The following is a 13,213-nucleotide window of genomic DNA, read 5'->3' as shown; positions in this document are numbered from 1 at the left end:
AACCCGCTTATCATGACCACCTCGAGTGACTGCATCATGGTCGTCGACGATGACCCGGAGATCCGCGAGCTGCTGGCGGATTATCTGGGCCGCCACGGTTTCCGGGTAGAGACCGCCGACGGGGCCGATTCGCTGCTCAAAACGCTTGCGACGAGCACGCCGAACCTTTTGATCCTGGACGTGATGATGCCCGGCGACGACGGCTTCGCCATTTGCCGCCGCCTGCGCCGCCAGGGGGATCTGCCGATCATCATGCTCACCGCCAGTAGCGACGATACCGACCGCATTCTGGGGCTCGAGCTCGGCGCCGACGACTACGTCGCCAAGCCGTTCAACCCGCGCGAGCTTTTGGCGCGCATCAAGGCGGTGCTGCGTCGCGCCCACGCCCCGGCGCCGGCCAGCGTCAAAGACGCCCGGGTGGTGCGCTTTGGCGCCTGGCAGCTTGATCGCACCACCCGCGAGCTGACCGACGAGCGCGGCGCCCAGGTTGCGCTCTCCGGCGCCGACTTTCAGCTTCTACAGGTGTTTCTCGAGCGCCCGGCGACGGTGATCACCCGCGACGATCTTTACACGCTCACCCGAGGGCGCGATGCGCCGCCGCTGGATCGCTCCATCGACGTTCACGTCTGCCGGCTGCGCCAGCGCCTGGGCGAGGATGCCCAGCACTCCCAGCTGATTCGTACCGTGCGCGGGGCGGGCTACGTGCTCACCGCCCGGGTCGATGCCGTCGGGTGATGACGCTGAAACGACTTCTTCAACGCCTGCTTCCGGCCACGCTTCGCGGGCGCTTCGTGATCATCATGATCATTGGGGTACTAGCGGCCCAAGCGGGCAGCTACGCGCTTTGGAGCGCTCAGGTACGCGCCAGCCAGCTCGAACAGCTCGATGAGCTATCGAACAATATGGCGCAAAGCATCGCCGCGACCATGAAGTACTTTCGCTCGCTGCCGGTGGACTATCGCCATATCGTGCTCGACCAGCTGCGCAACATGGGCGGCACGCGCTTTTTCGTCAGCGTCAACGAGCGGCGCATCCCGGTGGTCGATATCGGCGACGGCCCGGAAAAGGCGCTGGTGGTGGACAACGTCCACACCATTTTGACCCGCGAGCTCGCCATCGAGGATGTCGTCGTCGAGTTCTCGCGCCCGGATACGCTGCGCCTTTTCAATAACGAGGTGCTGCTGCATGATCTGCCGCCGCGCTGGGGCCAGCACAGCCTCTTGATGGAGCCGCTGTCGCCGCCGATTCTGGTGGTGCAGCTCGAGCTTGCGCCCAACATGTGGCTCTATGTCGCCACGCTGCTCGGCGTGCCGGATATTTTCAGCGCCCGTGCCTGGCTTTCCGAGGAGCGCCTGCTGGTGGGGGTGCTGGTGTTGATCAGCGTACTGGGGCTCTCACTTTTAAGCATCAAAAGCGCCACCCGGCCCCTGGCGCGACTCGCGCGCGCCGCGCGGCAGCTCGGCGACGACCTGGATAGCCCGCCGCTCAAGGAGAGCGGCCCGAGAGAAGTCGCCGCGACGGCGGCGGCGTTCAACCGTATGCAGCGGCGCATACGCGAGCAGGTCGAGGAGCGCGAGCGGCTCTTTTCGGCGATCTCCCACGATTTGAAAACCCCGATTACCCGGATGCGCCTTCGCGCCGAAATGCTCGACGACCCCCGCCAGCGCGAGCGCTTTTGTGCCTCGCTCGACGAGCTTTCCGAACTGGTCAAGGGGGCGCTGGCCTCCGTCAAGGGGCTCGACCTGCACGAGGAGCCCGCGGCCACGGATATCAAAGCGCTGGCGCTTCATCACGCCTTGGAGCTTCGCCTGCAGGGCGGCGATGTCGAGATCACCGGTCAGGCCGCGCCTTTGGTGGTCAAGCCGCTGGCGATCAAGCGTTGTCTCTCGAATCTTCTGGAAAACGCGGTGTTCTACGGCCGGCACGCCCGGGTAGAGATCATCGACGCCCCGGAGCGCGTGACGCTGCGCATTCGCGATGCCGGCCCCGGCATCGAGGATTCACAGCTCGACCGGGTCTTTTCGCCGTTCGTGCGCCTGGAAGCCTCACGTAGCCGCCACACCGGCGGCAGCGGCCTGGGGCTCGGCATCGCCCGGCACATCGCGCGCGCCCATGGCGGTGATATCACGCTTGCCAATCATCCCGCCGGCGGGCTCGTCGCCACGCTCACGCTTGCCCGTCAGGCCAATGTTACCGGCTTGTAATAAAGCGCCAACACTTTGTAGGAAAGCGAGACTCCCGTTTGCCTGTCTGGCGGCGTACCCTCACGTAAAGGGCACGCTCGAATTTGGCCCTCGATGTCGAACGTCTTATAACAGTCGATCCGCGCCGCCTCAGGCGCCGACAATAACAACGCCAGGAGCCACCATGTCCACGCTGCGTCTACCTACTCTGCCTCTACGTACTTTGCGTCTACCTGCTTTGCCTCTACCGACTTGGCGCCAATCCGCCCTCGGCCTTGCGCTTTCGATGGCCGCCACCACCTCGGCCCAGGCAAGCGATGTCGAAGTCCTCCACTGGTGGACCTCCGGCGGCGAGGCCCGCGCGGCCAACGTGCTCAAGGAGCTTCTCGAGGCCGAAGGCTACGGCTGGGAAGATTTCGCCGTGGCCGGTGGTGGCGGTGAAACCGCAATGACCGTACTGAAATCCCGCGCCATGTCTGGCAACCCGCCGTCGGCGGCCCAGATCAAGGGGCCGGAAATTCAGGAATGGGGCGAGCTCGGACTTCTGGGCGATCTCGACGACGTCGCCGCCGAGGAGAACTGGGACGCGCTGCTGCCCGAGGTGGTCGCCAATATCATGCGCTTCGACGGTCATTACGTGGCAGTGCCGGCCAACGTTCACCGGGTCAACTGGCTGTGGGCCAACCCGGACGTGCTGGACGCCGCCGGGGTCGAAATGCCCACGACGCTCGACGAGCTGTTCTCCGCTGGCGAGGCGATTCGCGAAGCGGGCTTTATCCCGCTTGCCCACGGCGGCCAGGCCTGGCAGGACGCCACGATTTTTGAGAGCGTGGTGCTGGGAAGCCAGGGGGTGGATTTCTACCGCCAGTCGCTGGTCGAGCTCGACCCCGAGGCGCTGGGAAGCGAGCAAATGATCGAGGCGCTGGAGACCTTCAAACGCCTGCGCGAGCTGATGGACGAGGGTATGCCCGGGCGTGACTGGAACATTGCGACCAATATGGTGATCGAGGGCGAGGCCGGCTTTCAGCTGATGGGCGACTGGGCCAAGGGCGAGTTCACCGCCGCCGGGCTTACTGCTGGCGAAGACTACCTGTGCGCCGCAGCGCCTGGCAGTGAAGACGCTTTCTCGTTCAACATCGATAGCCTCGCCATGTTCCGCGTCAGCGACGACGGCGAACGCGAGGCCCAGCAGGCGCTGGCGCGGCTGGTACTCGAACCCACCTTCCAGGAAGCCTTCAACCTGGCCAAGGGCTCGATTCCCGCCCGCCCGGATCTCGACATGAGCGAGTTCGACAGCTGCGCCGAGCAATCGCTGGCGGATTTCCAGCGCACCGCCGAAACCGGTGGCCTGGTGCCCAGCATGTCCCACGGCATGGCCGTGCGTGCCGATGTGCAGGGCGCGATCTTCGATGTGGTGACCAACTACTTCAATGACGCCAACATGCCCGCCGATCAGGCTGCCGAGCGCCTGGTGAGCGCCGCTCAGATGGCCTCGTTCTAAACGTTCTTTGATCTTCGCGCCGCCGCCCGGCGGCGCGCCTTGCTGACCGGCGAGATTTCCCCATGACACACTCGATATCACCGAAGGCCCGGCGGCCGACGGCGTCCGGCCGACTGCAGGCGTGGCTGCCGCGGCTGGTGCTGGCGCCTTCGGCGGCCGTGATTCTGTTCTTCGTCTACGGCTTCATGCTCTGGACGTTCGTGCTGTCGCTGACCAGCTCGCGCATGCTGCCAAGCTACGACTTCGTCGGCTTCGGGCAGTACGCGCGGCTGATGGCCAACGACCGCTGGTGGGTCGCCTCCACCAACCTGATGATTTTCGGCGCGCTGTTCGTGGTGGTGTGCCTGGTGATTGGTGCCTTGCTGGCCATTTTGCTCGACCAGAAAATCCGTCAGGAGGGAGCGCTGCGCACCGTCTATCTCTACCCGATGGCGCTATCGTTCATCGTCACCGGGGTGGTGTGGAAGTGGCTTTTGAACCCGCAGCTCGGCATCGAGGCAATGGTGCAGGGCTGGGGCTTCGAGTCGTTTCGCTTTGATTGGATCGTCGATCCGAACATGGCGATCTATACGCTGGTGATCGCCGCGGTATGGCAGGCCTCGGGCTTCGTGATGGCGCTGTTTCTGGCCGGGCTTCGAGGCATCGACGACAGCATCGTCAAGGCCGCCCAGCTCGACGGGGCGAGCCTTCCGCGCATTTACTGGCGGGTGGTGATGCCGTGTCTGCGCCCGGTGGTGTTCAGCGCGGTGATGATTCTGGCCCATATCGCGATCAAGAGCTTCGATCTGGTGGTGGCGTTGACCGGCGGTGGGCCGGGCTACGCGACCGACCTGCCCGCAACCTTCATGTACACCCACGCCTTCAACCGCGCTCAGATCGGGCTGGGCTCCGCCAGCGCCATGCTGATGCTGGGCGGGGTGCTGGCGATTCTGATTCCCTATCTCTATTCGGAACTGAGGAGCCGCCGCCATGGGTGATGCCATTCGTCGCCAAACCGTTGGCGCGCGCCTTTCGCGCAGCGCGCTTTACGCCGTTTTGATTCTGGCCGCACTTTTCTACGCGCTGCCGCTTCTGATCATGCTGATCACTTCAATCAAGCCGCTGGACGAAATCACCGCCGGCTCGCTTTTGGCGCTTCCGCAAAACCCAACGCTCGCCCCCTGGACCAAAGCCTGGGGTGAGGCGTGTACCGGCATGCGCTGCGAGGGGGTGGGGGGCTACTTCTGGAACTCATTTGCCATCGTGATTCCGGCGGTGCTGATCTCGACCACACTCGGCGCGCTCAACGGCTACGCCTTGACCAAGTGGCGCTTCAAGGGCGCGGAGGTCGTGTTCGCCCTGATGCTCTTTGGCTGCTTCATTCCGTTTCAGGTGGTGCTGCTTCCCATGGCGCAGACGCTTGGCTGGCTGGGGCTTTCAAGCTCCCGGGCGGGGCTGGTGCTGGTGCACGTGGTGTTCGGCATCGCCTTCACGACGCTTTTTTTCCGCAACTTCTACGTCGGCATTCCCGATGAGCTGGTGTCGGCGGCGAAGCTCGATGGCGCCGGGTTCTTTCGCATCTTCTGGCGCATTCTGCTGCCGGTGTCGGCGCCGATCATCGTGGTGTCGATCATCTGGCAGTTCACCCAGATCTGGAACGACTTTCTGTTCGGCGTGGCGTTTTCGGGCCACGACACCCAGCCGGTGACGGTCGCGCTCAACAACCTGGTGAACACCTCGACCGGGGTTACCGAGTACAACGTCAATATGGCGGCGGCGATGATTGCTGCACTGCCGACGCTGGTGGTTTACGTGTTGGCGGGCAAGTACTTCGTGCGCGGATTGACCGCCGGTTCGGTCAAGGGCTAACGGCCAATCTTCAACAATAATCACGGGAACGTATTTATGGCAGCGCTTGAAATCGACCAGGTACGCAAGGAGTTCGGCCGCGAGCGGGTGCTCAAGGACGTGAGCCTTTCCATCGAGTCGGGACAGTTTCTGATACTGGTGGGGCCGTCCGGCTGTGGCAAGTCGACGCTCATGAACGCCATTGCCGGGCTCGAGCCGGTGACCAGCGGGCACATCCGCATCGACGGCGAGGACGTGACCGGGCGCACCCCCGCCGAGCGGGATATCGCCATGGTGTTCCAGTCCTACGCGCTCTACCCGAGCATGACGGTGCGCCAGAACATCAGCTTCGGTCTCGAGATGCGCAAGGTGCCGAAGGCCGAGCGCTTCGAGGCGGTGGAGCGGGTAGCGGAGCTTTTGCAGATCTCGCATTTACTCGAGCGCAAGCCCGCCCAACTCTCCGGCGGGCAGCGCCAGCGGGTGGCGATGGGCCGGGCGCTGGCGCGCGAGCCCAAGGTGTATCTGTTCGATGAGCCGCTGTCGAACCTGGACGCCAAGCTGCGCGTGGATATGCGCACCGAGATCAAGAAGCTCCACCAGCGCCTGGGCACCACCATCGTTTACGTCACCCACGACCAGGTCGAGGCGATGACGCTGGCGGACAAGATCGCGGTGATGCGTGACGGGCACATTCTGCAGCTGGGCTCGCCCGACGAGGTCTATAACGACCCGGTGGACATGTTCGTGGCGGGCTTTATGGGCTCGCCCTCGATGAACTTCATTCGCGCCACGCTCGAGCAACAAAACGGCGGAATTCAACTGCGTATCGAGACCCCGAGCGAGGAGCGCCTGACGCTCCCCTGGCCCGCGGCGCGGACAACCGAAGCGCTTGCCGAGCGGATCGGTAAAACGGTGATTCTTGGCCTGCGCCCGGAGCATTTCAGCGAGGAGGACGCGCGCCTCGGCGCCCAGGCAGAGGGCACGCCAATGGCGGCGACGGTCAGCGTGGTCGAGCCGACCGGGGCGGACATTCTGCTGCGCCTGCCGCTGGGCGAAGAGGAAGTCACCGCCCGAGTCGGCCCCAAGTGTAAGGTTGCCCCGGGGGATCGGCTGGCGCTTCGAGTCGACATGAGCCGGGCGGTCATGTTCGATGCCGATAGCGAACAGCGTATCGCCTGACGCGGTCGTCCTTGCCAAGCGGTCAGCGGTCAGCGCGCGGGGCGGGCTCCTTGTCGGCCCGTTTGAGCTGGCGCCAAAGCGACTGGCGCAGATCGGAGAGTTTGGGCTGCTCTTCGGGCGTGAATGCCAGCGGCCGGCACAGGCGCTGGGCGCGAAGGCCCAAGCGTGCGCTCAAGAGCCCGGTGGCCAAGCCCTGGCCCGCGCGAGTCGAAAGCCTGGCAGTCAAGTCGAGCGAGAGCATGTCCATGCTGACATCAGAAGCAAGCTCGGTGGCGCCGGCGAAGGCCATGTTGTGCAGGACGTTGCGAAACAGGCGCAGGCGACTGGCGTAGCCAAGCTCCAGCCCGTAAAGCCGGCAGAGCCGGTCGACCATGGCGAGGCTTCGCCAGGCGACTAGCGCCATGTCCACCAGCGTCAGCGGGCTGATCGCCACCATCAGCGCCGTCTCACCGGACATGCGCGTGATCAGCTGCTGCGCGCGGCGATCCCGGGGGGCGAGCAGGTGATAGCAAAGCAGTGTTTGTACCTCCGCGCCGCTGTGGTGCGGCTGGCAGGCGCGCGTGAATGCCTGCCAGTGCGGGTCGTCGTCACTGAGCTTGAGCTGGACTTTCAGCTTCTCGGCAAGCGCCTTCGACTGCTCGAAAGAGCAGTGGGGGAGCGTGGCCAGCTCCTCGCGCAGCCGATCGTGACGCTTGAGGCGCTTGAGCCGGCCAAGCTCCTTGACCAGCGACGCGCCGCCCAGCGTGATCAGCCCCAAACCAAACGCTTGCCAGGCCACGCTTAGCCAGGCCGAGCCCTCGATGGCGTCGGGAATGCCGGTGGCGAACTCGGCGGCCCCCAGCCCGCCTGCACCGATCAGCGCGAACATCAGCCCCCAGCGGCGCTTGCGTGGCGCGCCGAGGTTAGCCTCGGGCAGGGCGCGGGCCTCGGGCTCGGTCAACGGGTGGTCCTCGCGCAGCGGGTCGAAGCGCTCGTGGGTGCGCAGCGGCTCATCATCCAGCGGCGTGTCGTCGAGGCTGAACTGGCGGCGCGGGTTGGGGGTGGTCATTGCAGCTTGTCTCCAATCAGCCAGTCGAGGGCGGCGTCCATGCGGATGTGATCGAGCGCATCGGTGTTGCGGCTCATCGGGCGAAAGCTCGGGTAGTCGAAGCCCTGGCGCTGCCAGAACTCGGCGGTGGGCAGCCGGCTCGGCACGTCACCCGGGTAGAGCAGCACGTCCTCACCCTCGAGGGTCGTGCCTCTAAGCGCCGGGGTGCGCTTGCCGTTCTCCTGCACTTCACGGGATTGGGTCGCGCGAATGGCGGCCAGTGAAAACGCCTTGACCGGCACGTTGGCGTAGCGCAGATCCTTCAGCGGCTCGGCCAGAAGGCTCTCGAGAAGCGTGACTACGTTTGCGTGCTGATCGGGCGTGACGTGGTCCGCCTTGGTCGCGGCGATCGCGAGCCGGTCGATTTTCGGGGCGAACATCCGCGTGAGCAGGCTGCGCTTGCCGTAGTTGAAGCTCTGCATCAGCTGGCCAAGGGCGTTCGATAAATCCTCGAAGCGCTCGGGCCCGGCGTTGAGCGCGCCCAGCACGTCGACCAGCACGATCTGGCGGTCAAAACGGCGAAAATGGTCGCGGTAGAAGGGGCGTACCACCTGCTGCTGGTAGTAGCGAAAGCGCGCCTTGAGCGTGGCGTAGAGGCTTTCATCGGGCAGCGTGTCCAGGGTCTCCTGGGGCTGAGTCAAATCCGGCAGCGGGAAAAACTGTAATACCGGTGCGTCCTCGAGCTCGCCGGGCAGCAGAAAGCGGCCCGGCTGGAGATCCGAAAAGCCTGCCTGCTTGGCGCGCTTGAGCCCGTCGGCGTACTGCTTGGAGATGCTGGCAAGCGTGGTTTCGTCGACCGGTTTGGCCGGGTCGAGCGCCTCTATCGAGGCGTACCACTCATTGAATAGCGCCCGGCGGTGCGGGCCCTGGTGCTGCGCCTGGGCCTGACACCAGCTGTAGAAATCGTGCTGCAGAAGCGGCAGATCCAGAAGCCACTCACCGGGATAGTCGAACAGATCCAGCGTCAGCTTAGCGGTCTCCGGCGTGAACCAGCCGTTTTGCGCCGGCTTGAAGCGAAGCTCCAGGCGCAGTTCGCTGATACCTCGGGTCGGCGCCGGCCAGCGCGGCGGCGTGTCGTCGAGCGCGGCCATGCCAGGGTCATAAGGAAAGCGCGGCACGCCCAGGTCTGGCTGGTTGAGCCGCTTGGCGCCTAAAAGTCGCCCTTCGCGGGCGGCGGGCAGCAGATCGAGTTTCGCCTCGAGACCCGCGTGACGAAGCTGGTTGACCAGCGAGGTCAAAAACGCCGTTTTGCCGGCCTGAGAGAGCCCCGTGACGGCAAGTCTTAGCTGGCGGTCACGGCCGCGCTCCAACAGGTTGTTGAGCTCCCGACTTAACGGCTGGGGCATGCGAGTGGTTCCTTGCGGTGAACGATCGACAGGTGATGCTTTCAAGCTTAGCAAAGCGCTGATTAACCGGCGATTAACGGCGAGGGTTAGTCCAGACTCAGTGTCGTGCCTAACAGGTGCTGCGCGCCGGGCACCAGCCACACCGGGTCGAGGCGGGTGTTGGCAGCTTCCACGCAGACAAAGCGAAAGCCGGCCTCCTGCGGCGTGTCCGCGGGCAGGGCATCGCCCGGGTGCCACACGACGGTGGAGTCGCTCGACTGCTTCGCTACGCGCAGGGTGCGCTCACCGTCACTCAGCGCAACCGCTTCGTTGGTGTGATAAATGCGATCGACCGGGCCGTGTACGGCGAGCACGCCCTGCTGCTCGGCCTCGGCGAAGTCCTTGAGCTTGTCCAGGTAGCGCGCCCCGGCCAGGCCTTCCAAGCGGCACTGGTGGGTGTGCGCCACGCCGAGATATGTATGCAGCGCGCCGCTCATCTTCACCGGCGTCTCGCCGATGTTCTCGCTGATCAGCTCGACGTTTAGACGCTGGGCGTTGGCCTGAATGACGACCCGCGCGGTGAGCAGGCTGTGCAGGCGATCATTAGGGGAGAGATGCACCTCGATGCCTTCGGCGTGCTCGTCCACCGCGTCGAGGCGCCACGGCGCTTGGCGGGCCAGACCGTGGAAAGGACCGTCGCGCTCGGGTGACTCGTCGGCGTAGCGTTCATCGGCGAACCAGGGCCAGCACAGCGGAATGCCGCCGCGAATGGTGTCGGGAAGCGCTGCAGGCGTCGGTGTGACCCAAAGCCAGGCGGCGCTATCGCCTTTGGGTTTGAAGTGCAGCACTTGGGCGCCTTGCAGGCTCACGACCATCTCCCCCCACGCCATGTTGAAGACGACGACCTCGCGGTCTTGCCACCGGGCGTTGGACTGACCGTCGACGTCGTCGACGAGCGTTTGCAGCGAATCGGGGATCATGGGCGTTCCTCTGGAGAATGAATAGTGGTGGTGCAGAGCGGGTAGTGGGCCGATACGCCAGGCGGTCTCAAGCCTTCACACGGCCTAAGCCGCCTTGCACATAAACCAGGCGCATCGCGGTGACTGTGTGCTATGTTAGGACAAGCGCGCCCGGTAGGTAAAACCGGCGCCTATATCGAAAAACCAGGGAGGTATTATGGGCTTTTTAGCGTGGCTTATCATTGGTGGTCTGGCTGGCTGGATCGCCGGCAACATCATGCGCGGTGGCGGCTTTGGCATCATCGCGAACATTGGCGTGGGGATCATAGGGGCGGTGATCGGCGGCTTTTTGTTCAGCCTGCTGGGACTTTCCGCCGGTGGCTTCATCGGCTCGCTGGTCACCGCGACCGTAGGCGCTGTCGTGCTCTTGTGGGTCATCAGCAAGGTACGCAAGGCGTAAGCCTGAGCAAGGCCGGATAAAGGGGGCCGCTAAAGCGGCGCCCGTTCCAACCGGCGAGACGTTTCCAAGCGTTTAAAAACACCGCCCCGGAGCCTGCTCCGGGGCGGTGTTTTTGTGTAAACCCTCAAGCGCGCTATCGGCCTGGACTGCAGTTTCCGTTACACTAGGGCGCTTTGTGCCGGCGCGTTGCCGAGTGTCGTTTTCGAGGTGTCTTTTGTCCGATGCATTAACCGCCTGGTGGGCCCAACAGCTTTTGCTGTGCGACGGGGTGCCTACCGCGCATCCTCTAGCGCTGGATAGCGTACAAGCCGAAAAACGGCTCAAGGCACTGGGTATTTCCCACCGCGGCGAGCTGGTGGAGACGTTTTTGCACGGGCTGGGGGCAACGAGCGCCCCGGCATACCATCTGCTGGGCGCACTCGAGTACAGCGCGCTGGCTGGCGCCGCCGGCTGGCTGACCCAAGCGCAGGCCTGTACCTGGGCGCACCACGTCATGCGCCGGATCGGCGGCGAGTATCACGACCTGCGCAGCTGGCTTCGCGATTTGCGCCTGGCGTTTGGCGAGCGTGCCTCCAGGCGCGCCCACGAGCGTTTTCTGGACGCCTGCCAAACGCTGACCCAACGCGAAAAAGAGGCGGACACGGTCAGCTGGGAAGCGTTCGAGCAGGCGCTTGTAAAGGCGCCGGCCCCGAATGCACTCTGGCCTCAGGCGCCGGGCACTCGGCCCTGGCGGCTCGGCGCGCTGTTTCATCCGGTGATGTGCTACCCGGCCACCCCCGGCGACTGGCCCGAGGCGCGCCAGTGGCTCTCGCGGGTATGGCAGGTCGACGATCGCGACCAACTGTTGGGTGTGGTGCTCTGGCTCAGCGCCCAGGGCGATCGCCAGCGCTGGGATATCGAAGCCCGGGAGCTACTCGAAATGGACCAGGCACAGCGCCTGGAGTGGCAGCGCGGCGCCGACGACGACTCCGCCTATGCGCCGGTGCTGGTGCAGTTTGTCAGCCAGAACGAGCCCTTCGACTGGGCTGGCTGGGACTGGCTGCGCATCGTCGAACTCGCCTGGGCCGGGGCCTGTAGCGGGCTGTTGAGCCAGGCCGAGGCGGACGACATCGCCGCCCACAGCGCCGATTTGATTGGCCAGCGCTATGGCGATTGGCCGGCGCTACTGGCCGCTTATCGGCGTGGTCAGAGCCTGTTCGAGGGCATCGATCGGCGCGACATGACCCCGGGGGCCCATGCTACGCTGCTGCTGAAGGCGGCCTGCAGCCCCTGGGACATCGCCCCCAACGCGCTGCTGGATAGTGCCACCCAAAGCGCCTCGCGCACGCGCATTAAGGGCTTTCGCGCCAGCGGCCACCACTGGCTGCTGGCGCTGGCGAGCGTGCGCGAACCCGACGCGCTGCTGCGCCAGGTCGACCCGGGTGCCTTCATGGGCGAGAAGCGTCGCGCTGATGCCGCACTCTATTTGCAGGACGCGCTGTCGCTGCACGCCGACGAGGGCGCCGGGGCGCTTGAGCGCTACTGGCTGCCCGCCCAGGCGCACCACCTGAACCAGCTCGCCGCCGACGCCGTGCACGGCGTCATGCCGCCGGCGCAAACCCTCTTTGGCCGCCCGAGCGTCGACGACGCCCGCCAGCTTCAAAGCCTCAAGGGCGTCAGCCGCCATGCCGCGACCATTCACATGGCCGAGAAGTTCGCTTTCTATCTTTACATGGCCTTTGATAGCCACCTGTTCGAAAGCAAGGCGCTGACCGAGTACGCCGACGCTCTCAAGAGCTGCCTGTGCCGCTTTTATCCCTCGCCCAAACACCTGCTGGAAGCCTGGTTCGCCTGGGAAGGGTGTTTGCCGGAGCCCGAGCACGACTCGCTGATCGGCGAGATCGCCTGGCATCTGGACGACCCGGGCAGTCTTTTCTACTGGCTGGACTGGCACCCGGGTAGCTGGCGCGAGCCCGGCGAGCGGCCAAGCCTTACCCACTTCACCGCCATGGCGCTGGTCGGCCCGCTCAATAGCGCCGTCTGGAGCGAGCCTCAGATCGAGAGTGAGCGCGAAAAGGCCTCGATTCGCGAGTGGGTCGATACCCACTACCACCTGTCGAGCGCTGCCGACATGCAGGATTTTCTCGGCTTCATGCTCGAGTCCGGTGATCGTCAGGAGTACCAGATCAACTACGCGCCCTATACCCTGAACCCGGAGCGGCTCGAAAGCGAGATCGCCATTCTGGAGTCCGGCGAGTGCGTGGAGGAGGAGCGCCACCACCTTCTGCGCCTTCGCCGGGTGCGTGACAACGAGGACGGCTGCAACGATGTCGACATGGCCGCCTGGGACATCGCCCAGCTCATGGATCTGGCGATCGCCGGGCGCCAGCTTGGGTGGCTCGACCAAAACGCCTTCAACCGCACGCTGGACCGCGCCTATCAGCTCGCCGATACCCACTACGCGGGCTGGCAGGAGTACGCGGCGGGCATGTACGCTGGCTTCTCCTTTTTCATGGGCGAAACCCCGGAGCGCGAGGAGTTTCTGGCGGGCTTTCGCCAAGCCATGGTCGCCTGGCTCAGCGGCGCGCCGATTCTTGCCGGCCCCTGGACCAGCCTGGATTTTCCCGGCACCCGCCCGCGCCACTTTGCGCCGCTGCATATCGATACGCTCCCGGGGGACCAGCGGATATTACATTGAGGCTCGCCAAAGGGC

11 protein-coding genes are annotated in these 13,213 nt (G+C 65.0%); 8 read left to right on the top strand and 3 right to left on the bottom strand.

From position 1 onward, the window contains the following. The first annotated feature begins 12 nt into the window (after positions 1-12). The 6 genes from RN346_RS11890 (at position 13) to RN346_RS11865 (ending at position 6,690) form a co-directional block, all read left to right on the top strand. Positions 13-735: a response regulator gene (locus RN346_RS11890; protein WP_311961219.1), complete on the top strand. Its 723-nt coding sequence runs from the start codon at positions 13-15 to the stop codon at positions 733-735. Beyond that, entirely contained in the window at positions 735-2,204 is a 1,470-nt protein-coding gene (locus RN346_RS11885; RefSeq protein WP_311961218.1) for an ATP-binding protein, read from the top strand. Before RN346_RS11890 ends, RN346_RS11885 begins: the two co-directional genes overlap by 1 nt. Positions 2,205-2,469: 265 nt before the next feature. Next, positions 2,470-3,684 (top strand): ABC transporter substrate-binding protein, encoded by a 1,215-nt coding sequence (locus RN346_RS11880; protein WP_311962716.1) that lies wholly within the window; start codon positions 2,470-2,472, stop codon positions 3,682-3,684. A 62-nt stretch (positions 3,685-3,746) separates the two neighbouring features. Further along, a complete protein-coding gene (locus tag RN346_RS11875; RefSeq protein ID WP_311961217.1) occupies positions 3,747-4,661 on the top strand; it encodes a sugar ABC transporter permease in 915 nt (304 codons plus the stop codon). Then, on the top strand, positions 4,654-5,532 hold the full coding sequence (locus RN346_RS11870; protein WP_311958342.1) for a carbohydrate ABC transporter permease: 879 nt from the start codon (positions 4,654-4,656) through the stop codon (positions 5,530-5,532). The genes RN346_RS11875 and RN346_RS11870 overlap by 8 nt, the downstream gene beginning before the upstream one ends. Before the next feature lie 36 nt (positions 5,533-5,568). Continuing rightward, positions 5,569-6,690, top strand: coding sequence for an ABC transporter ATP-binding protein (locus tag RN346_RS11865; protein WP_311961216.1), 1,122 nt, complete (start codon positions 5,569-5,571; stop codon positions 6,688-6,690). A gap of 22 nt (positions 6,691-6,712) precedes the next feature. On the opposite strand, the gene RN346_RS11860 is transcribed toward RN346_RS11865, so the two are convergent. From RN346_RS11860 to RN346_RS11850, 3 genes are all read right to left on the bottom strand, one after another. Then, complete coding sequence (locus RN346_RS11860) at positions 6,713-7,738, bottom strand: TIGR01620 family protein (protein ID WP_311961215.1); 1,026 nt, start codon at positions 7,736-7,738, stop codon at positions 6,713-6,715. Continuing rightward, on the bottom strand, positions 7,735-9,123 hold the full coding sequence (locus RN346_RS11855) for a YcjX family protein (RefSeq protein WP_263586617.1): 1,389 nt from the start codon (positions 9,121-9,123) through the stop codon (positions 7,735-7,737). Before RN346_RS11855 ends, RN346_RS11860 begins: the two co-directional genes overlap by 4 nt. Positions 9,124-9,209: 86 nt before the next feature. Continuing rightward, positions 9,210-10,082 carry a D-hexose-6-phosphate mutarotase gene (locus RN346_RS11850; protein WP_311958339.1) on the bottom strand — a complete coding sequence of 291 codons (873 nt, stop codon included), beginning with the start codon at positions 10,080-10,082 and terminating at the stop codon, positions 9,210-9,212. Between the two features lie 196 nt (positions 10,083-10,278). Here RN346_RS11850 and RN346_RS11845 point away from each other — a divergent pair, with 196 nt between their 5' ends. Both RN346_RS11845 and RN346_RS11840 read left to right on the top strand, forming a co-directional pair. After that, positions 10,279-10,521: a GlsB/YeaQ/YmgE family stress response membrane protein gene (locus tag RN346_RS11845; RefSeq protein ID WP_263586619.1), complete on the top strand. Its 243-nt coding sequence runs from the start codon at positions 10,279-10,281 to the stop codon at positions 10,519-10,521. 214 nt (positions 10,522-10,735) lie between these two features. Next, a complete protein-coding gene (locus tag RN346_RS11840; protein WP_311961214.1) occupies positions 10,736-13,198 on the top strand; it encodes a YbeU/YbeR family protein in 2,463 nt (820 codons plus the stop codon). Positions 13,199-13,213: the final 15 nt, after the last annotated feature.

This window comes from Halomonas sp. PAMB 3232, from assembly GCF_031954225.1.
In the GTDB taxonomy this organism is placed as follows: Bacteria; Pseudomonadota; Gammaproteobacteria; order Pseudomonadales; family Halomonadaceae; genus Vreelandella.
The sequence above is the reverse complement of the archived record's forward strand: the minus strand, read 5'-3'. Positions and strand labels throughout refer to the sequence as shown.

What these genes read in the sequence shown, in the direction of transcription:
- RN346_RS11855 (WP_263586617.1), bottom strand. Translation starts at nt 9,123, where the DNA reads ATGCCCCAGCCGTTAAGTCGGGAGCTCAACAACCTGTTGGAGCGCGGC.
- RN346_RS11860 (WP_311961215.1), bottom strand. Translation starts at nt 7,738, where the DNA reads ATGACCACCCCCAACCCGCGCCGCCAGTTCAGCCTCGACGACACGCCG.
- RN346_RS11890 (WP_311961219.1), top strand. Translation starts at nt 13, where the DNA reads ATGACCACCTCGAGTGACTGCATCATGGTCGTCGACGATGACCCGGAG.
- RN346_RS11885 (WP_311961218.1), top strand. Translation starts at nt 735, where the DNA reads ATGACGCTGAAACGACTTCTTCAACGCCTGCTTCCGGCCACGCTTCGC.
- RN346_RS11880 (WP_311962716.1), top strand. Translation starts at nt 2,470, where the DNA reads ATGGCCGCCACCACCTCGGCCCAGGCAAGCGATGTCGAAGTCCTCCAC.
- RN346_RS11845 (WP_263586619.1), top strand. Translation starts at nt 10,279, where the DNA reads ATGGGCTTTTTAGCGTGGCTTATCATTGGTGGTCTGGCTGGCTGGATC.
- RN346_RS11870 (WP_311958342.1), top strand. Translation starts at nt 4,654, where the DNA reads ATGGGTGATGCCATTCGTCGCCAAACCGTTGGCGCGCGCCTTTCGCGC.
- RN346_RS11875 (WP_311961217.1), top strand. Translation starts at nt 3,747, where the DNA reads ATGACACACTCGATATCACCGAAGGCCCGGCGGCCGACGGCGTCCGGC.
- RN346_RS11850 (WP_311958339.1), bottom strand. Translation starts at nt 10,082, where the DNA reads ATGATCCCCGATTCGCTGCAAACGCTCGTCGACGACGTCGACGGTCAG.
- RN346_RS11865 (WP_311961216.1), top strand. Translation starts at nt 5,569, where the DNA reads ATGGCAGCGCTTGAAATCGACCAGGTACGCAAGGAGTTCGGCCGCGAG.